The sequence below is a fragment of the Pseudomonas sp. LBUM1661 genome, from assembly GCF_059695925.1.
Window position 1 is genome coordinate 3,871,423 of sequence record NZ_CP166794.1, and the last position, 20,953, is coordinate 3,892,375.

The window sequence follows — 20,953 nt, forward strand, 5'->3', positions numbered from 1 at the left end:
CTCGGACCACAGCACCCGTTTCAGACACCTTCCTTTGATGGAAGAATTTGTTTTGAACTTAAAGTCCGCTGAGTTGGGCGAAGTGCATAAGCTGAGCCTCAAACCAGGAACAACCGCGTGCGTTCGCGGCCTGTTACAAGAGCAGTCCGGCGGAGACGCCTTTGTAAGCCCCCCCGCCGGTATTGATTTACAGAGTGACGCGCCGCAGGACGGCGATGAGCAACACCACGGTTATTTCCCGCTCAGGGCTTTAATATCCTCAAACAGGCTATCGAGTGTCGGGCGCATGATTAATGGATCAGGCGCACCTGCGGGCGCGTCGAGTCCTATTCTGTTATGCCAAAAGGTTGGCAAGCCGACTTTCTGCGTGCCAAACAGATCGTAGGCTGAACCCGCTACGAAGATGGCGTGAGAGGGCTCTACACCCGCGACTTGCAGCGCGAGCCTGTAAGGTTCCGGATCGGGCTTGTAGAAACCGGCCTGTTCAGAAGTGACAATTACGTCAAATGGCACCCCCAGAAGATCCGCCGCGATGCGTCCCAACCGCTCCGAACAGTTAGTGACCACCCCCAGTTGATAGTGCGGCGCCAACTCGGTGAGCACGCGTTTGGCCTCAGGCCAAGGTTGCAATTCCGTCCAGCGCGCCTCCAGATTTTGCGCGGCCTCTTTACCTAGTCCCACACTGATCGCGGCTTCCTCGACCAGCGTTTCATAAGGCCGGTAAGCGCCACAGCCGTAAGTCGCCTTCAAATAAGCCATACGCCAGGTGTGCCCCATTTCATCGGAGCCTGCAACGGAATTCCAAAGCGTCCACGAATCCAGCAAAGCAGTGAGCAAATCGAACAGGACAAGTTTGACAGGAGTTTGCTGCACATTGTTTTCAATCGAATTCATAACAACTGCCCTTCTTTAAATTTATATTTCAGCCACTGCTGAAATTTCCACCAAGGCCCCATAATGGAGCGGACCACACGGGATGATTACTCTTGCGGGACGGTGCGCCCCCATCAGCGTTGAATAAGCCAGATTGACGATCGGCCAGTAAGCAACATCAACGATGTAAATTTGCACGCTGACTAAATGACTCAACGAACCTCCCGCAGCCTGAAGCACAGCTTCAATATTCGTCATTGCCTGAATAGTCTGGGCCTCTATTCCATCACGAAATTCTTGAACATCCGGTGGAAATGGCAACTGCCCGGAAATGAATAGAAGTTTTCCTGCCATTACACCGTGTGAGTAATGCCCACCGGGTACAGGCAGTTTCTCTGCTGTGATCAACTTCATTTGCCCCCCTTGATCGATCAAAGTTGTAAGTTCTGGTGAATGGATTAATTACCAACCTGTGATGCGTGGCCAGTAACCGAGACTGCGTCCCTCGCTGAGAACGTGATAACCCGTGTGCTGTGCCGAGGTGGCACAGGCGTGATTCGGCAAGATCCGCAGCAGCGTGCCCAAGGGCAGTAAGCTCAAGGCTTCAAGCTTCCCGGCCCGCGATGAAATGATCCCGTGCTCCTGATTGGTGGCGCTGACGATCAAGTCGCCAATGGGCTGGCCGGCGGCGTCACACACAACGCCATATCCCTGATCGATCGCTTGCCTGGCGGTACCACGATCACGAGACAGTGCCATCCATCCCGCATCCGTAATGATCCAGCCTTTCTCAGCCTGATGACCAATGACGGTCGTCAGAACCGAGACCGCAATATCCTGCACATCGCAGACACCCAAGCCCGCCATGACCAGATCGAAGAAGGCGAACACCCCCGCACGAACTTCAGTTACTCCGGTTAAATCCTTAGTAAAAAGTGCCGTGGGTGTCGAACCGATACTGATGATCGTCATGTTGAAACCCGCAGCGGCGAGCATTTGGCTGGCATCGATAATCGCCGCGCGTTCCTGCCGGGCGCAGGCCTCGATTTCAGCGATCGACTGACTGTCGTAGGACTTGCCGGCGTGTGTCATCAAGCCGCTGAGCCTGACGCCTTTGGTGCTCAACAATTGCGCGATTTCCACCAACAGCGGCGATTGCGGGCCGAGACCGGAGCGGTGGCCGTCGCAATCGATTTCCAGCAGGACATCAAAAACATGACCCGACGTTTGGGCAAAGTCGGCCAATAATCTGGCAGTGTCCAGATTGTCGAGTACCAGTTTGAGCTGCGCACCTTTGCTGATCAACGTGGCGGCGTGAGCGAATTTGTTAGGCGCAATGCCAACGCCATACAAGATGTCGGTAAACCCGGCCTCGAAAAAGAAATCGGCCTCACGCAGGGTTGAAACAGTGATGGGCCCGCGCCCACCTGCAAACAGGCGCTCGGTGACTTCCACCGACTTGTTGGTCTTCACGTGTGGACGCAATACCACATTGAATGCTGCCAGCTTATTGCGCATCCGTTGGATGTTGGCATCGAGTCGATCGCGATCGAGCAGTAAGGCGGGGGTTTCGATATGAGTGAGTGCGGACATGTCTGGTCTCCTGGAATAGCGCTATTCTAAGCTTCCGATTTCAGATTAAAATTTAATAAAATTAATTCTAATATTCAGTGATTCTTAATGAACGAGACATTTGATATCCGCTTTCTCCTGGTCGTCCGGGAAAGCGAGAGTTTGTTGGCCGCGTCACGCAAGCTGGGTCTGACGCCCTCGGCCGTGACCCAGCGACTTCAGCAAATGGAGAAAAAACTGTCGATTCGATTGCTGGATCGGTCAGCCCGGCAGCTGCGCTTTACCGATGAGGGCGAATTCTTGTGTCTGCGTGGGGCCGAGCTGGTCGAGCAGTTCGATACTCTGCTGGCGGACCTGCATGAGCGACGCAGTGGCTTCGTTGGCAAGCTGAAAGTCAACGCACCGTTCGGATTTGGGCGCCTGCACGTGGCGCCCGCGGTGGCGGCTTTCCAGCGCCTGCATCCAGACGTAGAGATAGCATTGAGTTTGTCCGAACAGCCGATGGTCGAAGCGACTGATCGATTTGATGTCGTTATCCATATTGGGGAACTGCGCTCCTCCAACCTGGTGGGCCATTCCATTGCCCCCAACCGTCGCTACGTATGCGCCTCACCCGCCTTTATTGAACAGTACGGTCTGCCGGAACATCCCGACCAGTTGGCTACCCTGCCCTGCATTGCATTGCGGGAAAACAACGAAGACGTCACCCTCTGGCATTTCACGCGCGCACGTAAAACACTCAATGTGCGCATCCGCCCAGCATTGAGCTGCAACGATGGAAGTGTTATTCGGCAATGGGCGTGCGAAGGGCGCGGCATCATCATGCGTTCTGAATGGGATGTTACCGATGCTCTGGCGGAGGGGACGTTGATACGACTATTGCCTGGTTGGAAACTTCCAGATGTCAATATTGTTGCGCTGACGCATCAACGCGAGGGGTTGCCCGCGCGAACGCTCAATTTTTTGCGTTTCCTCCAGGATCAGTTCCGGCCGCAACCACCTTGGCGACAATAGATTTTGTTCAAATACAAAAAGGCCCTTTGAGGGCTTTTTTAGTGTAAGCATCCAATAGATGGCAGAAATCGGCCAATTTTAGCCAATGCTGACCGGCAGCTATGGGTCAATTTTGTTGAAAAAGTCGGCCGTGGTTTCCGCAGCTGAAAAGTACGCATCCGAGATTGAAATCTTTACTTTCAGCTGAGATCCCCAGACGCATATTTCACGTAGCAGCGTGTAAAAAAGGTGTTTTCACCGTTCAATGACGAGACAGTTTTGGATGATCGACTTTTTCAACAGAATCGGTCGATTTCTGCCTATCGCCGCTGTCAGCTATGGGCTTGAGACTGGCAACCAGTTAAGCATCGAGATTCTGGATGGAGTGATGGTGTTAAAGCCAGTCCGCGATACGACTACCGTACCCTAATGTTTGAGGCCTCAATCGACACGAACCGGTCGGGTGACCCGCAGTAACGAATGCGGTTCAATGCCAGGCGAGCGAGCCAAGTGAGAGTGCCCACTTACATCGACTTGAAGCTTGCGCAATGCCACACGCAGATGAGTATCCATGCACCAAAGCATCAACTCGCTCATCACCTGTTGAACGGACACCGTCTGCCAATCAGCGCAACGATTACGGAAGCTCACCAAGTAAATCGGGTAATCCCGCAACGACTCCGAAGTAATCGCCAGTCCTGAATACGGCAGTTCTTGCTGATAGTGTCCCCCAAGCGCAGCACGCGCTTGCTGGCCGACGATGGTCAACACCGGCATGTGATCCATCCGCGCATCGTAAAGCCCGGTGATCAGATGCGAAGCGCCGGGGCCGGAGGTCGCAATACACACGCCCAGCTATCCCGTGAACTTGGCATGAGCGCAGGCCATGAATGCAGCCATTTCATCGTGCCGGGCCTGAACGAATTCGATTTTGCCTTGGGCACGACTCAGCGCACCAAAAACACCGTTGATACCGTCCCCCGGATAACCAAAAATCCGCGTTACGCCCCATTGGCTGAGTCGCTCAACCAGAAAATCGCTGATGTCGTTGTCATTAAGATCCTCGTCTTTCACCGATGCCTAGAGTCGTTGCTAGAGCGGCAGGTGAACAGCGAATGCTCTAGGTCCAGGCGCCACGTTAACCAAGGAGCCAAATGGGGGGCACACGCAAAAATCAGTAAAGGAAGCGCATTCAGCAGCCCTGCGGCCGCAGGACTTAATCCGAAGTAGTCCTGTACCTGAGACAAATACTGGGTCAAGCGACGTAATGGGGGCACGCAAATTAGCCGCGATGAGCAGGATGCCCATGAGCAAGGACGACGTGAATAGAGACTTTTCGACCTGGATAGTCGAGGAGGTAATAGGCATTTTTAACCACGCACAGCATAGGGAAGGAGATATCCCAAGTGTGCGTTGGTTGACGTTAACGCTTACGCAGAGCGCCAAAGCGCAATGTCTGTCGGCAGGGTAACAAACCCGTGAGCAACATTTCATTCTATGGCTCCCTCCATGCATCCACGGCGCCGGGGCTGACTCAGTGGAAGCGCCGGCATACCCGATGCTCTTGAGCACCACTGCTAGCTAGCAGAATCGGAAGCAGAAAAAGCACTGAGTCATTCGGCCGCGAGATCCTCAGTGGCAACTGGCTCCGTGCTCAAGCACATCCTGGTGCCCCATGCACAAATGACGAAGCCGGCGGCTAAGAATCCGACGTACTGAAGGCCGATGTGATCGATCAACAGCCCTCCAGCCGAAGTACCAAGCATGATCCCAAGGTTGATCGCGCTGACGTTTACGGAGCCGATGAACTGAGCATTAGCCCCAGCCCTTCGCAGCACGTCAACGCCTGTCAACAGGCTGGCACCTGCATGACAGCAGCCGATGGCGGCCACTACCAAAGGTACCAACCATACTGATTCGCCCAAGAGCGAGATCGCAGCGAGGCTGACAGCCAGCACTAACAACAGCGTCTTGAACATGCCATCCAGTTGATCAGGAACCCGCTGGGACAGGAGCAAGTTGCCAACAATGTCCGAAACGCCGTACAGAGCTAACATGAGCGTGACCGGCGTACCTGCCAGCCCCGTATACCTCGCGAGGAATGTTGCGAGGTAACTGAAGACCGCCATGATCCCTGCAAACATAAATAGGTAGCTCAGCAGAGCCAAGGCAATATCTCTCGTCCAGACGCTTCGGAGCCGCTGAGCGAGGCCGCGATGATTCACAGGTGTGTCAGTTTGAGGCGGGTGTATCCATCGAATAACGGCAAGCAACGCCAACGCACTTAACGCGGCCATCATCCCCATAGCAATTTCCCAGTCCCACGTGTCGCTAACTAGCTTGCCGAGCGGTACGCCCACTACTGAAGCAATTGAAATGCCGATAAGCACACGAGATACGGCAAGGCTCTTATGCGCCGTTGAGGACATCGCTGAGGCGGCCAGGGCAGCATTAGTCCAGAAAATCGCCACGCCTATGCCGCCCAGCGCTCGGCCCATCATCAGCAACGAGAAATTATCAGTGAGCGCGCTGATGGTGTTCCCACAAAAGAGCGCCACGCACCCGCTCATCAGCAGGGTGCGCAGGCTAACCTTATGCGTAAAAGCCGCGATGACCGGAGCACCAATTCCCATCCCCAAGGCAAATGCAGTAACGAGCCAGCCTGCTTGACCCACGGAGATTTGCAGACCCGAAGCGATCTCAGGCAGCAGGCCCGCCGCTATGAACTCGGAGGACAGCATCACGAATGCTGTGAATGTCAGGATGTATATTTTCGGGTTGAGCGAGTCAGCCATAAAACCTTATTTCCGTTGATATATGTCCCGTCGACCATTCCAAGCCTTTGTCTATCTGCGGCTGAGCGATCGGCGAAACGATGTTGACCAACCAGCACGACCCGCAGTTCATGTGCTGCCGTTAATCCCGAACCGCCCCGATGTGTTGAGGCCGACGTAGAATTGACCCACATGCCGAGATATCACTGACCCAGTCTGACTTCTTGCGAACCGTCGCATGTACTGGACTTACGCCGATTGGAGGTGGGTTAGTCTTGCCTCGGCATGTGGGTCAATTCGGCGTCAGCATCTACATGTACTCATCACTCACTGCTGTAAATGACGTCGTCTGAACGACATTTGATCTGTACCACTTTCTAGCGTCAGGTGGCGCACGTACATTGCGGCCCCTTAAAAACTTCAACGTATGTTGCTGTTTCGTTCATCGCTCGTGGTTAGCTACCAAGTAAAATGCAAACGGCGTTCTAGCCAGTCCGCCTAACCCGATCGCCTTGTAGACGCTCTTCTTCATGCGCACGCTTGGCAAACAGTTCCCCAACCCAGTCTGTGAAAGCCCGAACAATCATCGACGAGCGATTACCTTTAGGGTAGACCGCCGAGACGGGGACACTGGGTTCATTGAACTGCTCCAGCACCGAAACCAGACGTCCGGCGCGCAAATGCTCCTGCACTAAGTAACTGGCGACTCGAATCAATCCGAGGCTTTTAAGGCCGCAGGTCACGTACGCCGAAGTCTCGTTAACAGAAATCGTGTTATTCATGCGGATGTTGACTGACTCGCCATTGGAGATAAAAACCCAGTCGATATTCTTGCCTGACTGCGGATGGAAATAACCGACGGCTTGATGGGCCGCGAGGTCAGTCAATTGTCGGGGCGTACCGTATTTTTGAAGATACTCGGGGGAGGCGCAGGTTATCCACTCAAATGAAGCAACGCGTCGCGCGATCAAGGTCTGGGAGTCCTGCGGGACGCCGGTACGGATGGCACAATCGATATTGTCCTGAATGAGATCGACCACCCGATCATCCAGGCCGATCGTCAGTTGGATCTGCGGATAAAGCTCGATGAACTCGTTAATCGCCGGCAAGATCAACTGGCTGGCCAGCGCATGGGAAATATCGACCCGCAGTTTTCCCCGCGGCGCCAGGGTAGTGCCTGGCAGGGTTTTCTCCGCTAGTTCCACATCGACCAAAATCCGCTTGCAGTGGTCATAGTAGTGGAGACCGTCGGGAGTCAGACTCAGTCGACGGGTAGTGCGATTGAGCAAGGCTACCCCGAGATGAGTTTCCAATTGCTGGACCTGGCGCGATATTGTCGGCGTCGCCACACCCATCACCAGCGACGCTTTACCGAAGCCGGCTTGTTCCACTACATGGGCGAATGCTTGCATAGCCTGAAACCGATCCATATCCACTACCTCACTAAATGCAGCATCAAGCGTGCGGAGTAAACACGCGACGGGTTAGTCGATCCATGGACAGCAAGTAACCTGATAGTTGCGCGCCACCGGGATCATCAACCGCAGGTGACGACGTCAGCGTCCAATTGTCGATCTCGGTGACCAACGGATGCTCATCACGATTGGTGTCGTTTCTGTAATTGGCCAGCAGTTCGGCGCGCCATTGCGGTAGCGCTCTGGTGCCAGACGGTGCGAGGTTGGTCGCCTCGACAACTGCACTGACATGCCGGACCTGACTCATCAGAAAGATCACTCGCCCAGCCTGCTCGATCAACTGGTGCTTCTTCTCAGGGGCTTCATAAATCGAGATATAGACCATCTTGTCGATAACCAGCCCGACTCGATCGGCAAGGGCTATCGACGAAGTTCGTTCTACCGAATTATCGGAGAGGAAGCGATCAAGGTCATGTTCAAACACTTCACTGACCCGCGCCGGGTTTTTCAGGACCCGTTTTCTGGGCAGGCAGATGTAAAGCAGTGCCAAAAGGATGGTACCCAGGCCCATGCTCAGCGAGCGCTCGATTGCAAAACCGATGTCAACCGACGGCACGTTTTCTGGCAGCAAGAACACCATGAACGAGATATTGAAGCCCAGGCTGTAGGCGAAGCTCGACAGACTGGACAAGCCCATGAAGCCAAAGAACAGCACTAGGCCACTGGTCAGCAACAGCAGCTCGACGGCGCTCGGAGCTTGAGCCAACAGACTCATGACCACCATCCCCACAGGAATGGCGACAAAGAAACCGATGGCGATGTTCTTGAGGATTAGCTCCGGGTGTGGAAGCTTGCCCAGCATGATGCTGAACACGATCGGAACGACACACATCAAAAAGCCGTAGGTCCAATCGGTCGCGTACCAGAACACGAACCCGAGCAGAAACAGCACTGCCGATCGCGCTCCGGTAATCAGGCAGTTCGACAGCTGTCGGTGACGACGAACACTGACCCCTTTGACGCTGACTTTCTCAGCCTTCATCAGGCTCGCATAAAGCTGGGCAAAACCGCTGAGGTGTTGGGCCAGATCAGCGATCTTGCCCAACAACATGCTCAGTTCGCCATCTTCATGGGCGACCTGTTCGCTGCGCTCGCGGGCGTCCGCCATAAAACTTTGCAGCCGATACACATCGCCCCCCGCCGGTATCGCCTGGTGGGCCAAGACGTCAACCAGGTGCTCCAGTTCATTGAGTTCAACCGCCATATGCTGTTGATACACCGGAGTGAGTTGCGCCAGTGCATACGAATCAGTGGTGACCTCGATCGCCAGTTTGTTCATTTCCCGGGCAACCTGCGCCCCCCTTCTCCCCCATGCACCCTCGAACTCGCAATGGTCAGCCAGGTCCGCGTGTTCGATGATGCCGCTGAATACCGCCGAGAGTCGTGCCCGGAACTGCTCAGGGTCCGAACCGAACTGCGTATTGAGGGCAAACACCGATTTGAACAGGCGCCCGGAAGACAGGCGCAGCAAGTCCGAACTGAACATCGGCCAAATGCAGGCGCTGACAAAAGATGCCCAGATAATCCCCACGATGATGGTGCCGATCCGATCAACGAAAATTTCGTAAATCTCTTCGCTGGTAGGCACTAGCGTCACCGTCACCATGACCATGATGCAAACGGTCACCACAAAGATCGCACACAGAAAAGTACGGTTGGCATCGCGTGTATGGTAGGAAAGCGCGGAGGCTATGAAGACAATAATGGCGACCGACAATGCTGCCATGAGCGGGCTCTGGCCGAAAAAGTTCATCACCGCCACGCCAAGAATCCCGCCCAGCACAGTGCTGAAACACTGGAACAGGCACTTCTTCAGCACTTGCGCATGGTCCGGCGCGAAAAACGAAATCATCCCGGTGATCATGGCCCAGACCGGGTGTTCAAAATTCATCAACAAAGCAATGAACAACGCGCCCAGGACCGAAACAGAGATCTTGATACCGGTCTTGACGGCGACCTTATTACCTAACAGGTATGAATCCAGCGCTGTAGGAGCCATGAAATTTGCCTCGACTTTGCACGAAGGTGCCGCACTTGCTATCTGAAAAAAATCGCGCCGGAGCCTACAACAACGATTTTACGTTTTCGCTGAAAGCATGAAGAACCGATCGCTGGTCACGCTGATCACCAACTGGCACAACGACTTTCAGCGTGGCCGACATGCCAGAGCTCAAATTGACACCTTCAGGTACCTGATCGATTTTGATGTTGACGGGAATTCGCTGGGCCAGGCGCACCCAGGCGAAGGTCGCCTCGACACTTGGAAGCATCTGATTGCCCGGAGTGCTGTTACTGTTGGAGATACCGCTGTCGATTGATTCCACATGACCTTCGAGCTTCAAGGTCCCGGCCATCAGCCATATTTCGACCTTGTCGCCGATCTTGATACCGGGGATTTTGGTCTCTTCGAAATAGCCGGTGACGTAGTAACTGTCGTCTTTGACCAAGGCCAGGCGATTCACACCACGATTAACGTAGTCGCCTTTTTCCAGTTCAAGATTGATGATCTTGCCCGAGGCTGGCGAGGTATAGGTGGTTCGCGCCAAGTCAATCTTCGCGCTGTTCAGGACGGCGACTGATTGTTTGTAGCTGGCTTGCTTTTCCATCATGTCCAGGCGCGATGTATCGACCTCTTCACGACTCACGGCATCGGCACTCATTAGTGTCCGGCGTTTATAGACGTTGGTCGCCCGATCCCAGCTCACCTTGGCACTGTCCGATTGTGCCTGCGCCAGATCGACGGCGACTTGATAGCGTGCGTGATCCACAGTGAACAGGACATCGCCCGTTTTAACTTCACGGGAGTTCTGCGCATGCAACTCATCAATCCAACCCGATACATCGGGAGCGATATTAACGACATCGGCCCGGACCCTGCCGTCGCGCGTCCAGGGCGTGTACATGTAGCTGTCCCAGATGTAAACCAGAACTACGACAATGGCGCCAATCAGCACCAGTGTCATGGCCATATTTGCGACTCTTTTCATTTTTTGTCTCTCAGAAAGTAATTCGTACCAGTCCGGCGAGGATCAACATGAACAGCAGCATGCCCAGCAAACTTTCATTGCGTTGCATTGAATAGGGAATGATCCGATCCACAACTCGGCTGGTCACAACAGTCACGGCGGCGGCAATCAGCACCATCATGAATATCGGGCTGACCAGCAATCCCTGAAAACTCACTTCGTGCAGCGGCATAACAGGCAATCCTCTGGTTAAAGGCTAAATACGCAAAACTCGATCATCCGACTGCCAGCCATCTCCTGCGCAGGAGGGGCCAGGGCGGACAACACGGGGCAAATGAGTCAGCAAAAGGATGACCACAAGCAATCTCGTATTACGATACAGCATCCCGCCATACGAGACAACTCGGTAGCTTTCTAATTTTTGATTTCTGTCCGGCTCTCGCATGGATCAACAAAACGTAGACACAGAAATGCTGCGACCGGCCCAGTCAGGGCCGACGCATCAGGGGTTTGGAATCAGGGGGAATGCCGACACCGGAAGTGCCGCAATAAGCAGTAAAACTGCTAACGCCGCGCCGCCTAACAGAACTTAGCGACTTGCCACAGCGCCCTTGGACATGCGACCGATCTTCTTCTCGATCTCGCGCTTGCAGTCCATCAGCGCCGCTTTGTACGTATCACCATTACGCCCGGCACGGATGCTCGGGGCGATGATGCTGATGGAGTAATTTCCGAGGTAAGTCTCCAGCGCCACGGCAAAGGTGCAGACGCCTTCAATGTGTTCCTGATCATCCACCGCGACGGCAGACTGACGAACGTCTTGCAGTTGGGTAATGAGCTGGGCGCGGGTCAGTGTGTGCTCGGTCAACTCCTGAAGCTTCTTCGGAAGAATTGCTTGCAATGCATCGTCGGAAAACGCAGCCAGCATTATTTTTCCGGCTGCGGTGGCATAGGCGGGAGCCTCGATGCCCACCGAGAAGACAACCCGCAACTCGCGCTCGACAATGATGCAATCGACGACGTTGACCTTGGCGCCCGCCAGCGTCGCCAGGCATACCGACTCGCGAACCTGCGCCGACAAGGAGTTCAGATATTCCCTGACACTGGAGATGATGTCGGCCTGGGTCTGGTGAATAAGCTGCCCGAATGCATGACCCAGGCGAAAACCACCGGATGGTCCGATTGACTCGACCAGGTGCTCTTCCTCTAGCGCAACGATAATACGGTGCACCGTGGATCGCGGCAATTTGACGATGTTGGCAATGGCCGAAAGACTCAGCCCGCCAGAGTTGTTCCCAAGCGCACGTAAAATGGCGGCGGCTCGGGCGATGACCTGGATGCTGGGTTGCTTGCTCTCGACCAGGTCGCTTGGATCAGACATGGAATCACTCCAGAAAAAAAAACATTACATCCCTAACGGCGACAGCTCGCAAATTTATCGCTGCCGATTTTGGTCTGTCAGGCAAGGACGTAGCCGCCTCTGACCAGTTCTTGCAGCGTATGAACGAACGGCCCCGTCAGTGTCTCGGTGGAGTCGGGACTGTGTAGTGTCTCGATGACAAGGCCGGTTATGGACAAGGCCATCAGGTGAGCCAGTGCATTTAACTGGACCGCTGTGCGCTGTGTCGACATGCCCTCCAAAGCGGTCAAGAGCAACGTCAGTTGGGTCCGCAGGTTATGCTGCGCAACGCGCCAACGGACCACCACCGGACATTCCGGTGCGCCGATTTCGCCATCCTTCAACAAGATGGTGCAGAAGTCTCGGTGGTGTTGGACGTTGAGCGTGTCATTCAGTGCGCGAGCGAAATGCTCGAAACCTGGCGTCGGATCATCCGAGTTCACGAAGAACCCCTCCAGGGGCAATACCGAGGCGTTCATGATCGACAGCAGCAGATCCCCCTTCCCCTTGAAATGCCAGTAAACCGCACCTCGACTTAGACCTGCACATTTCGCGATGTCATCAAGAGTCGAATAGGCGTAACCGTACTTGGCGAACATCCGTGTACCCGCCGCCATCAACCTGATACGCGTCTGTTCTGACTCTTCAACCGTTTTTCTCGCCATGACAATTGTTACCTGATCCTGTGCACCGGTGGATGTCATTCAGCCTTCCACACACCTCGGCATCGCAAAAACCGAGCATTGTAGATGGCCGCATTATGGTACACTTTCTCGCATTGCGGTACAGTTCAAGTTCCTTGCTTACAAGCTGGCAGTCCACACCCTCAAAAAATCAGGTAAGAACCATGAAGTTGAAAGCACTTATTGTTGCGATTCTGCTGGGCGCCAGCCTGCAGGGTTGCAGCTTGATCCCCGTCTACCACCGGCCCGAAGCGCCGGTTGATCAGAGCTGGCCTCAAGGTCCGGGTTATAAAGCCTCATCAGTGGGTGCGGCCAACAGCGCCAAATCCATCGCTGACTTGCATTGGCAGCAATTTTTTCGCGACCCGGCCATACGCCAGTTGATCGGGTTGGCCTTGACTAACAACCGGGATCTGCGCCAGGCGGCCTTGAATGTTGATGCTTACCGAGCGCTGTATCGCATTCAGCGCTCCGAGTTGTCACCAACCGTTGACGTCAATGGTTCAGGCAGCAAACAACACCTTCCAGCAGATCGGGCGATTTCCGGGAAGAACGGGACCTATGGCGACTACGAGCTCAATGTCGGCGTCGCGTCCTACGAGCTGGACGTGTTTGGACGTATCCAGAGCCTGGACGAGAGCGCCCTGCAGACTTACCTATCGACCGAAGAAGCCCAGCACAGCGTTCAGGTGGGCCTGGTGGCCAGTGTCGCCAGCGCTTACCTGACCTGGCGAACAGACCAGCAGCTGCTGCAGATCGCGCAATCGACAATGGACACCTACATCCATGGGCTCAACGTGATGCAGTCCGCCCGCTCTGCCGGCACGACCTCTGACCTGAGCGTGCGTCAGGCACGCACTCTTGTGGACACCGCACGCACCAAGACCCTGTCCTACACTCGCCGGGTCGCCCATGACATGAACACCTTGGCGCTGTTGGTCGGCACCCACATACCCGGCAATCTGCCTGACGACGGCGATTGGACGCAGCGGATGATCGCATCCATTCCGGCCGGTTTGCCTGCGGACATACTGCGGCAACGGCCTGATGTCAGAGCAGCGGAGCGCGACTTGATCGCCGCAAATGCCAACATCGGTGCAGCGCGGGCAGCGTTCTACCCCTCCATCACCTTGACGGCGAATGCTGGCGTGGCCAGTGCACAGCTGTCCCATTTGTTCGCCGGAGGCCAGGGTCAATGGACGTTCATCCCCCAGATCAATATCCCGATCTTCAATGGGGGGCGTTTGAAGGCGAACCTCAATTACGCAGAAATCCAGAAAGATATCCGCGTGGCTGCCTACGAGAAGAGCATCCAGGTCGCCTTCAGTGAAGTCGCCGACGGCCTGGCCTCAGCGGGAGTCTACGACGAGCAACTGCAAGCGCACCGCGATCTGGTGCAAGACAACAGCGCGTACCTGGATCTGGCACTTAATCGCTTCCAGCACGGCGTCGATAACTTCCTGCCCGTCCTAGACGCCCAGCGCAATCTGTTTGCGGCGCGCGAAGAACTCGCTTCCAACCGCTTGTTGCAGCTTCAAAGTCAGGTCCAGCTGTACCGCGCCCTGGGCGGCGGTTGGGACGACACGCAACTTGCCAGTGCCAGACATTCCGATTCCCATCTCGAATAGCCGAATGAGAACGTTGATATGACGGAGGGATGCCTAGGTTTTCGAGACAGGATGGCATTGGTTACCGGTGGCAGCACCGGCGTTGGCCGAGTGACACACATAGTGTGCGATTGATGCCCTGACGAGAAGTGATATGGGAATTGAATTGGTTGAAAGAAACAGCATCCAGGTTGTCTCCAGAGCCGCCCGAATACTGCGTTGCTTGGAGAGTGAGCCTGAAGGATTGAGCCTTGGCGTTATCGCCACTCGCAGTAATCTGCCCCGCTCGACCGTGCAACGGCTGGTCGACGCGCTGGCCGTCGAGCAACTGTTGGATATCGGCAAGAACGGTGTGCGTCTGGGCTCTGCATTGATGCGACTGGCTTCCCACAGCCACTTCGACGTGACCTACAGCGCCCGGGCACCTTTGGAACGGCTGGCGCAACACACCGGCGAAACTTCAGCACTGGTTTATTCCAGCGGCATTGAGTTGATCATGTTGCACGCAGTGGTCTCCAGTCAGGAGTTACGAGTAGCTCCCATGGTTGGCAGTTTTCTCTGTGTGTACGGCACTGCCGCCGGAAAGATTTGCCTGTCCAAGATGAGCGACGAGCAGGTGACCAGCCTGCTGGGTGGCGTAACGGAGCCACTTACCTCGGATACATTAAGCTTGCCGGCGCTGCTCGATGACCTGCGCCATATACGTCAGCAAGGGATTGCCTTCGATCACGAGGAGCATCGTCAGGGGATCGGCTCGATCGCAATAGGCGTCGAGACCACCCAGGGCTTTTATTCCATAACCGTGGTCGGCCCGTCGTGGCGAATTCGCAATCAGCGGGAGCCGATCATCCTGGCGCTTAAAGAATGTCAGCTCAGTCTTAATGCCTCATCTTGCTCGAGCGATTGACCGATAGATTCAGCAGATACCCGATAGCCCAAACTATGCCCACGCTGACACCCATGAAAATCAATCTCCGGATTTTTGCCGAAATCGACCTCAATCTGATGGTCGTCTTTATGGTTATTTACGATGAGCGAAATGTCTCGCGCGCGGCGCTCAAGCTTGGCGTCGGCCAGCCGGCGGTGAGTGGCTCGCTGGCGCGGTTGCGTGCGCGTTTTGGCGATCCGTTGTTCGAGCGAATGGGTAGCGGTATGGAACCGACTTCCAAAGCTCACGACATCGCTCGTAAGCTAGCGCCTGCAATCAGAACGATCGAGGCGATCCTGGGGCAGCGCTGAAAGATGCACTCAGCGCAATGGCCGCCAGGCGGCCATGCTCTTTATGCCTGGAAACAGTCAGCCAGTCAGACGGTAAGTGATGATCTATCAGTGACTGGTCTGGCCGCCATCGATGATGAAAACCTGGCCTGTAGCAAAAGAGGCCATCGGAGAGCACAAGTAAAGAACGGTGCTAGCCAGTTCTTCCGGTTTACCAGGACGTCCCATCAGCGGCCCGGCTAACACCGCGTCGCGCATATCGGGGTCTGCTAACCAGCGCTGGGTCATAGGCGTCTCGACCAAGCCGGGAGCCAGTGCGTTGACCCGGATCCCTGACTTGGCGTAGTCGACCGCTGCTGCTTTGGTCAGACCGATAACGGCGTGTTTCGCGGCGACATAAGGCGCCATTCCAGGATCGGCAATAACGCCAGCGACCGATGCGGTATTGACGATGACACCACCGCCCGCCTTCAACATATGCCTGATCTGATACTTCAGGCACAGGAACACGCCCTTGACGTCTACCGCCATCACGCGGTCGTACATTTCCTCATCTTGTTCTGCCAAGGGCAATGTCGGCGGTAAGATCCCGGCATTATTGAACGCGCAGTGCAGACCGCCATAGGTCTTCACTGTGGTGTCCACCAGCGCTCGGACTTGGGCGGCATCGGCGACGTTAGTCTTGACGTACAACCCCTCACCACCGGCGGCCTTGATCAACTCAATAGTCTTTTGACCTTCCTCGCTAACATCGCCAACAACCACTTTCGCGCCCCGTTTGGCGAACGCCAATGCTGTAGCACGGCCGATACCAGTACTCCCACCGGTGATCAAGATGACCTGACCGGTAAAATCAAGCAGCTCATCGTTCATGTTCGTTCAACCTCTCATTCGTTAGCGATTCAGTTGAGATGCGCTCTTCACATCTTGAGGGGTCCCGGTCCCCATTCGGCGTCGCAGACTCAACGCCGAAAGACGCTTGTATCGCAATGCGGCCCAATGTACCACAATGCGAAACATGCTTTGCAAGCTAGAATCTACCCGTGCCTGGCCGCGGCCGCATCGCGCACCGATTAATTTTTCTCGCCAGCAATGGTATCAAGCCTGGCTCCGCTGTTGCCGTCAGCGGTTTGTTCTTTAGGCAAGAGATTGAACGCATGCCAGTCAACATCGTTGTTGTGGGAGGAGCGGGGGCCGTGATGGGCAGCGTCAAGGTGGAAGGATGGCTGGCCAAGTGCTTTTACGTCTCGCTGTACCGGATGCATCAGGTCGCTCTGTTTGGGTTGGTTCGCACGGGCTTGCGCGTGCTGGGTGATCGCATAGGCAGCAGTACCGAAACGCGTCTAAAGCTTCACAAACTGACGCGAACCTGACCTCGGAACACGGATACGCCGGTTCCGGGGTAGCCAAGCCAACACAGCATTTTTTTCGCCAGGGCAGCGAACCATCCTTCGCTGTCAGTGGCTCAGGATCCCTCGATCCAGCAATACCTGATCCCACTCAGGCACATCACCGATGCGCTCGATCAGAAAGTCGATCAATGTCCGTACCTTGAGGGCTCGACGTTGGGTTTCGGGATACACGGCGGCGAAATCAAAAGATGACAAATGATAGTTGGTAAGAATCGGCACCAGTCGCCCGGCGAGTAGCTCGCTGCTGGCAATGAGCGTCGGCAAGCAAGTGATACCGGCCCCGGCCAGGGCATAGTCACGCAAAAGATGGACCGAACTGGAGCGCACCTGACCGTGTAAGGTCAAATCGATACACTCCTCGCCCCGGGTGAACTGCCACCGGTTGCGTGACGGATAGCCACCGTAAAGGGCAATGCGGTGATCCTTGAGCTGTTCGGGATGCTGGGGAGCATCATGTACGCGCAAATATGCGGGCGACGCACAGAACAGCCGATACACATTAAACAGCTTGCGCACCACCAGGCGCTCGGCCATCGGCGGGAACATCTGGAAGGCAATGTCAAAGCCCTCTTCGATCGGATCGACCACGCGGTCATTGACCACCACATCGAACTCGATCTCGGGATACATAGCGGTGAACTCCGCCAGCATCGGGCCCAGGTGGTCGATCGCGAACCCTTGCAGTACCTGGACGCGCAACTGACCCGTAAGGTTGGAGCGCTGATTGCGCATCTTCTCGGTCAGGCCATGAAAACCGGCAACCATGTCGGCGCATTCTTGAAAATAGGCTTCGCCAATGTCCGAGAGTCGAACGTGGCGAGTGCTGCGGTGAAAAAGCGGCGAATTGATGAACGTCTCAAGCTGTTGCACACGATTAGTAATCACTGAGCGGGTCACGCCCAGCTGCTCCGCCGCCTTGGAGAAACTACCGGTCTGCGCCACGTGCACGAACGCCTCAGTGATGAGTAGACGATCCATGACCTCCCCTTTTTTTTGTAATGATTGGCTGGAATTCATTTTAGGTGAGTCCGGCGCAGCCTGCCGTTTCATAGTAAGGCTGTGCCGGTGATCTCGCCAGCGAAGCGATCAGGAAAGGTGGTAATCGGTCGGCTCGACTTCATGAGTCCGGCGCCAGAACTCTACGGCGTTGAACGGGAAGTTCTGGGTGACCCGCCCTTTGCTGTTCTTGTACCAACTGTTGACCTTGGAGAAGCCCCAGGCGCGCAAGCCATTGGCCTGGTCGATCCTCTGGTTGTAGCTCTCGAACACCTGCGGCTTGATCTCCATGCTCTGGTGCCCGCCTTCCAGCAACAACCGCACAGCATCGACGATGTAGGTTGCGGTGAACTCGGAGAACTGGATGATGGTGCTGTACACCACCAGCCCGGTGTTGGGGCCGTACATGCAGAACATGTTGGGGAAGCCCGGCACGGTCATGCCCATGTAGGCGCGAGCGTCATCATCCTTCCAGAGCTGGTGCAGGGCCAGGCCGTCGCGACCGGTGATGTTGATCGGCATAAGAAACTTGGAGGCATGAAAGCCGGTGCCGTAGACGATCAGATCGAACTCGTGTTCAGTGCCATCGACACAGCAGATGCCCTTGGGCGTGATCGCCTCGATAGGCTGGCGAATCATGCTGACGTTGTCGCGCTTGAGCGTCGAGATCCAGGTGCCGTTGTCACGGATGATGCGCTTGCCGCCGACGGGAGAATCCGGAATCAGCACATCGCGCAGGTCCGGCCGGTCAGCGAACTGCGGCTCCATCCAGGCACTGATGTCCCGGCGCAATTGATCGTTGCGCGCCGATACCGCGACTTCTGTCGGTGGGTAATTGACATCGACAACGACATCCTCAAGAAAGCCGACGCTCTGCGGCATGACCATAGCCGCCCGGTACCACAGGCTGTAGTTGGGCAGGTTGGCGAGCAACCATTTACAGCTGTCGGAGATTTTCTCGTGCAGATCGGGCGTGGGTAGCAGCCAGTTGGTGGTGCGCGCGAAGACCTTGAGATCGGCGGCGGTCTTGGCCAATTGCGGGATGAACTGGGCAGCACTCGCCCCCGTGCCGATCACCGCAACGCGCTTACCGCTCCAGTCGACATTGTGGTCCCACTGCGCCGAGTGGAATGCCGGGCCCTGGAACGTCTCTTTGCCAGGAATGGCCGGGATCATCGGCCGATTAAGTTGCCCGACGGCGAACACCACCACGTTGCTGTCGACGCGGGTCTGCCCGGCGCTGTTGCGGCAGAGCATTTTCCAACGCTGGCTGTCTTCGTCCCAATGGGCATCGGTGACTTCGGTGTTGAACTGAATATGCTCATACAGTCCTTTCTCCCGCGCCACCGCCTGCATGTAGCCGAACACCTGCGGGCCTGGGGCGAAACAATCGTCCCAGGTGCTGCGGGCAAAGGAGAAGCTGTAGAAGAAACTGTTGATGTCGATGCGGCAACCCGGGTAGGTATTTTCGCGCCAGGTACCGCCGACATCGCCGCCTTTCTCATAGACAACAAAAGGCACACCGGCCTGCTTCAAGCGCAACGCCGCGATCATGCCGCTCTCGCCCGCGCCGATGATCACCACCTTAAAGTCACGGCCGGCGGCCACATGTTCTTTATGCCAGCGAGGGGCGCGAGGGTCTTCCTCGGCCGTCACCAGTTCCTCGGCGACCAGCGGCAGATAGGGCTCGATGACAGGACCCATCAGCCAGGTCCCGATGGCGTGCAACTGGTCGCTGGTCGGCCGCGCTGGCACGGGCATCCCACTGTCGTGAAAGGCCATTAGTCTGTGCAAGCAAAATTCTCGCACCTCGGCTTCGACCTCGGCGCTCATCCCGCTTCCCGCCACGCCCATGGCAACGAGAGGCTTCCAATCCGGCTTGAGCACATCGAGGTCGCCGGTCAGGTGCGCGACGGTCATCAGCAAGGTCGGAATATCGGCCCCCTGCAGGTGGCCACGCAGGGTTTCTTCATCACAGTCAAGGGAAGCCAAAGTAGTGTTATAGGCGCTCATGGGTAAACCTCTTGTTCTTGTTGTAGGGGATCATTGATCGGTCGTACGGGGTTTAAACGGCCTGCAACCAGGGATCGATCTGGTCACTCAGCCAATCCAGCGCCTCGCGGCTGGCACGCAGGAAAGGCATGGTCACAAAGCCGTGCATCTGCCCGCTGAAACAGCGTTCACTCACAACGATGCCGGCCTGCGCCAGACGGTTGGCGTAGGCTTGGCCTTCGTCGCGCAGCACATCGAATTCCGCGGTCAGCACCACCGCCGGTGGCACGCCACGCAAGCTCTTAGCCGCCAACGGTGATGCCGAAACCTGCTGGCGCTCGTTGGCATCCGGCAGGTAGTGATCCCAAAACCAGCGCATGTCCTCACGGGTCAGCAGTAGTTGCCGTTGCGGGTCGAGATAACCTGGCCCATCGAGATCAGCCTGGGTCGCCGGATAGATCAACACCTGCAAGGCCCAGTGCAACTCGCCTCGCTGGGCAGCACGCTGAGCGAACACGGCAGCCAGATTGCCGCCGGCACTGTCGCCCGCGACGATCAGAGTGCCGTTGGCCGAGCCAGTGAGCTGCTCGCGACGGTCCATCAGCCACTGTGCGGCGCGCTCGACGTCATCGAGGGCGGCTGGAAAAGGAAACTCCGGGGCCAGGCGGTAATCGACGAGGACCACGGTGCAGTCGGTACGGTGCGCCAACTGGCGAGCGAAGTGGTCGAAGTCGTCGAGCCCACCCACGACCCAGCCCCCGCCATGCAGATAGAGGATTGCGCCGCGTACCGAGGCGCTGGGCGTCAATACACGCAGGCGCGCCCCACCCAATTGCACCTCCTCGACGCTGAGCATGGTCGGCCCCACGGCCTCCGGGCGCAGGCTCGCCATGACTTCACGAGCCTCGTAGGGGTTCATCAAATGAAACGGTTTCAGGCCGCTCTCGGCCAATTGCTCAAGCAATCGGACAGACTCGACATCAAGCGTCATAG

General features: G+C 56.1%; 18 protein-coding genes and 2 pseudogenes. 5 read left to right on the forward strand and 15 right to left on the reverse strand.

Going from position 1 to position 20,953, the window contains the following annotated elements; all coding sequences use genetic code 11:
- Positions 1–231 precede the first annotated feature (231 nt).
- Genes ACA057_RS17625 through ACA057_RS17635 form a run of 3 tightly spaced genes read right to left on the reverse strand, consistent with a single transcriptional unit; the run spans position 232 to position 2,466 of the window.
- Positions 232–894 (reverse strand): HAD-IA family hydrolase, encoded by a 663-nt coding sequence (locus ACA057_RS17625; protein ID WP_497340859.1) that lies wholly within the window; start codon positions 892–894, stop codon positions 232–234.
- A 21-nt stretch (positions 895–915) separates the two neighbouring features.
- Positions 916–1,287 carry a RidA family protein gene (locus tag ACA057_RS17630; RefSeq protein ID WP_497340861.1) on the reverse strand — a complete coding sequence of 124 codons (372 nt, stop codon included), beginning with the start codon at positions 1,285–1,287 and terminating at the stop codon, positions 916–918.
- Between the two features lie 48 nt (positions 1,288–1,335).
- Positions 1,336–2,466 (reverse strand): alanine racemase, encoded by a 1,131-nt coding sequence (locus tag ACA057_RS17635; RefSeq protein ID WP_497340863.1) that lies wholly within the window; start codon positions 2,464–2,466, stop codon positions 1,336–1,338.
- Positions 2,467–2,553: 87 nt separating this feature from the next.
- Between ACA057_RS17635 and ACA057_RS17640 the strand changes: the two genes are divergently transcribed.
- A complete protein-coding gene (locus ACA057_RS17640; protein ID WP_497340865.1) occupies positions 2,554–3,459 on the forward strand; it encodes a LysR family transcriptional regulator in 906 nt (301 codons plus the stop codon).
- A gap of 687 nt (positions 3,460–4,146) precedes the next feature.
- On the opposite strand, the pseudogene ACA057_RS17645 reads toward ACA057_RS17640, so the two are convergent.
- The 8 genes and pseudogenes from ACA057_RS17645 to ACA057_RS17680 form a co-directional block, all read right to left on the reverse strand.
- Positions 4,147–4,482 (reverse strand): annotated as a pseudogene (locus ACA057_RS17645) (thiamine pyrophosphate-binding protein); the annotation flags it as partial.
- Positions 4,483–5,051: 569 nt separating this feature from the next.
- Entirely contained in the window at positions 5,052–6,233 is a 1,182-nt protein-coding gene (locus ACA057_RS17650; RefSeq protein WP_497340867.1) for an MFS transporter, read from the reverse strand.
- A gap of 464 nt (positions 6,234–6,697) precedes the next feature.
- Positions 6,698–7,642: a LysR family transcriptional regulator gene (locus tag ACA057_RS17655; protein ID WP_497340869.1), complete on the reverse strand. Its 945-nt coding sequence runs from the start codon at positions 7,640–7,642 to the stop codon at positions 6,698–6,700.
- A gap of 25 nt (positions 7,643–7,667) precedes the next feature.
- Positions 7,668–9,686 (reverse strand): FUSC family protein, encoded by a 2,019-nt coding sequence (locus ACA057_RS17660; RefSeq protein WP_497340871.1) that lies wholly within the window; start codon positions 9,684–9,686, stop codon positions 7,668–7,670.
- A gap of 64 nt (positions 9,687–9,750) precedes the next feature.
- Positions 9,751–10,656, reverse strand: coding sequence for an efflux RND transporter periplasmic adaptor subunit (locus ACA057_RS17665; protein ID WP_497340873.1), 906 nt, complete (start codon positions 10,654–10,656; stop codon positions 9,751–9,753).
- A gap of 28 nt (positions 10,657–10,684) precedes the next feature.
- Complete coding sequence (locus tag ACA057_RS17670) at positions 10,685–10,885, reverse strand: hypothetical protein (RefSeq protein ID WP_321374973.1); 201 nt, start codon at positions 10,883–10,885, stop codon at positions 10,685–10,687.
- Positions 10,886–11,242: 357 nt separating this feature from the next.
- Entirely contained in the window at positions 11,243–12,034 is a 792-nt protein-coding gene (locus ACA057_RS17675; RefSeq protein WP_497340876.1) for an IclR family transcriptional regulator, read from the reverse strand.
- A 77-nt stretch (positions 12,035–12,111) separates the two neighbouring features.
- Positions 12,112–12,756, reverse strand: a complete 645-nt coding sequence (locus ACA057_RS17680; RefSeq protein ID WP_497340878.1) for a TetR/AcrR family transcriptional regulator — start codon at positions 12,754–12,756, stop codon at positions 12,112–12,114.
- Positions 12,757–12,899: 143 nt separating this feature from the next.
- Between ACA057_RS17680 and ACA057_RS17685 the strand changes: the two genes are divergently transcribed.
- The 3 genes from ACA057_RS17685 to ACA057_RS17695 all read left to right on the forward strand — a co-directional run bounded on the left by ACA057_RS17685 (position 12,900) and on the right by ACA057_RS17695 (position 15,581).
- On the forward strand, positions 12,900–14,363 hold the full coding sequence (locus tag ACA057_RS17685) for an efflux transporter outer membrane subunit (RefSeq protein ID WP_497340880.1): 1,464 nt from the start codon (positions 12,900–12,902) through the stop codon (positions 14,361–14,363).
- A 133-nt stretch (positions 14,364–14,496) separates the two neighbouring features.
- Positions 14,497–15,249 carry an IclR family transcriptional regulator gene (locus tag ACA057_RS17690; RefSeq protein ID WP_497340882.1) on the forward strand — a complete coding sequence of 251 codons (753 nt, stop codon included), beginning with the start codon at positions 14,497–14,499 and terminating at the stop codon, positions 15,247–15,249.
- 53 nt (positions 15,250–15,302) lie between these two features.
- Positions 15,303–15,581 carry a LysR family transcriptional regulator gene (locus tag ACA057_RS17695; protein WP_497340884.1) on the forward strand — a complete coding sequence of 93 codons (279 nt, stop codon included), beginning with the start codon at positions 15,303–15,305 and terminating at the stop codon, positions 15,579–15,581.
- A gap of 87 nt (positions 15,582–15,668) precedes the next feature.
- Here the strand turns inward: ACA057_RS17695 and ACA057_RS17700 are convergent, their stop codons facing one another.
- A complete protein-coding gene (locus ACA057_RS17700; RefSeq protein WP_497340886.1) occupies positions 15,669–16,433 on the reverse strand; it encodes a glucose 1-dehydrogenase in 765 nt (254 codons plus the stop codon).
- 317 nt (positions 16,434–16,750) lie between these two features.
- On the opposite strand from ACA057_RS17700, the pseudogene ACA057_RS17705 reads away from it, so the two are divergent.
- A pseudogene (locus tag ACA057_RS17705) lies at positions 16,751–16,933 on the forward strand (FAD-dependent oxidoreductase); the annotation flags it as partial.
- Between the two features lie 84 nt (positions 16,934–17,017).
- Here ACA057_RS17705 and ACA057_RS17710 read toward each other — a convergent pair.
- The 3 genes from ACA057_RS17710 to ACA057_RS17720 form a co-directional block, all read right to left on the reverse strand.
- Positions 17,018–17,950, reverse strand: a complete 933-nt coding sequence (locus ACA057_RS17710) for a LysR family transcriptional regulator (protein ID WP_497349940.1) — start codon at positions 17,948–17,950, stop codon at positions 17,018–17,020.
- 108 nt (positions 17,951–18,058) lie between these two features.
- Positions 18,059–19,981, reverse strand: a complete 1,923-nt coding sequence (locus ACA057_RS17715) for a flavin-containing monooxygenase (protein ID WP_497340888.1) — start codon at positions 19,979–19,981, stop codon at positions 18,059–18,061.
- Positions 19,982–20,033: 52 nt separating this feature from the next.
- Positions 20,034–20,951, reverse strand: a complete 918-nt coding sequence (locus tag ACA057_RS17720; RefSeq protein ID WP_497340890.1) for an alpha/beta hydrolase — start codon at positions 20,949–20,951, stop codon at positions 20,034–20,036.
- Between the last annotated feature and the right edge of the window lie 2 nt (positions 20,952–20,953).

Coding starts and splice junctions, on each gene's coding strand:
- ACA057_RS17625 (WP_497340859.1), bottom strand. CDS start 894: ATGAATTCGATTGAAAACAATGTGCAGCAAACTCCTGTCAAACTTGTC.
- ACA057_RS17630 (WP_497340861.1), bottom strand. CDS start 1,287: ATGAAGTTGATCACAGCAGAGAAACTGCCTGTACCCGGTGGGCATTAC.
- ACA057_RS17635 (WP_497340863.1), bottom strand. CDS start 2,466: ATGTCCGCACTCACTCATATCGAAACCCCCGCCTTACTGCTCGATCGC.
- ACA057_RS17640 (WP_497340865.1), top strand. CDS start 2,554: ATGAACGAGACATTTGATATCCGCTTTCTCCTGGTCGTCCGGGAAAGC.
- ACA057_RS17650 (WP_497340867.1), bottom strand. CDS start 6,233: ATGGCTGACTCGCTCAACCCGAAAATATACATCCTGACATTCACAGCA.
- ACA057_RS17655 (WP_497340869.1), bottom strand. CDS start 7,642: ATGGATCGGTTTCAGGCTATGCAAGCATTCGCCCATGTAGTGGAACAA.
- ACA057_RS17660 (WP_497340871.1), bottom strand. CDS start 9,686: ATGGCTCCTACAGCGCTGGATTCATACCTGTTAGGTAATAAGGTCGCC.
- ACA057_RS17665 (WP_497340873.1), bottom strand. CDS start 10,656: ATGGCCATGACACTGGTGCTGATTGGCGCCATTGTCGTAGTTCTGGTT.
- ACA057_RS17670 (WP_321374973.1), bottom strand. CDS start 10,885: ATGCCGCTGCACGAAGTGAGTTTTCAGGGATTGCTGGTCAGCCCGATA.
- ACA057_RS17675 (WP_497340876.1), bottom strand. CDS start 12,034: ATGTCTGATCCAAGCGACCTGGTCGAGAGCAAGCAACCCAGCATCCAG.
- ACA057_RS17680 (WP_497340878.1), bottom strand. CDS start 12,756: ATGACATCCACCGGTGCACAGGATCAGGTAACAATTGTCATGGCGAGA.
- ACA057_RS17685 (WP_497340880.1), top strand. CDS start 12,900: ATGAAGTTGAAAGCACTTATTGTTGCGATTCTGCTGGGCGCCAGCCTG.
- ACA057_RS17690 (WP_497340882.1), top strand. CDS start 14,497: ATGGGAATTGAATTGGTTGAAAGAAACAGCATCCAGGTTGTCTCCAGA.
- ACA057_RS17695 (WP_497340884.1), top strand. CDS start 15,303: ATGAAAATCAATCTCCGGATTTTTGCCGAAATCGACCTCAATCTGATG.
- ACA057_RS17700 (WP_497340886.1), bottom strand. CDS start 16,433: ATGAACGATGAGCTGCTTGATTTTACCGGTCAGGTCATCTTGATCACC.
- ACA057_RS17710 (WP_497349940.1), bottom strand. CDS start 17,950: ATGGATCGTCTACTCATCACTGAGGCGTTCGTGCACGTGGCGCAGACC.
- ACA057_RS17715 (WP_497340888.1), bottom strand. CDS start 19,981: ATGAGCGCCTATAACACTACTTTGGCTTCCCTTGACTGTGATGAAGAA.
- ACA057_RS17720 (WP_497340890.1), bottom strand. CDS start 20,951: ATGACGCTTGATGTCGAGTCTGTCCGATTGCTTGAGCAATTGGCCGAG.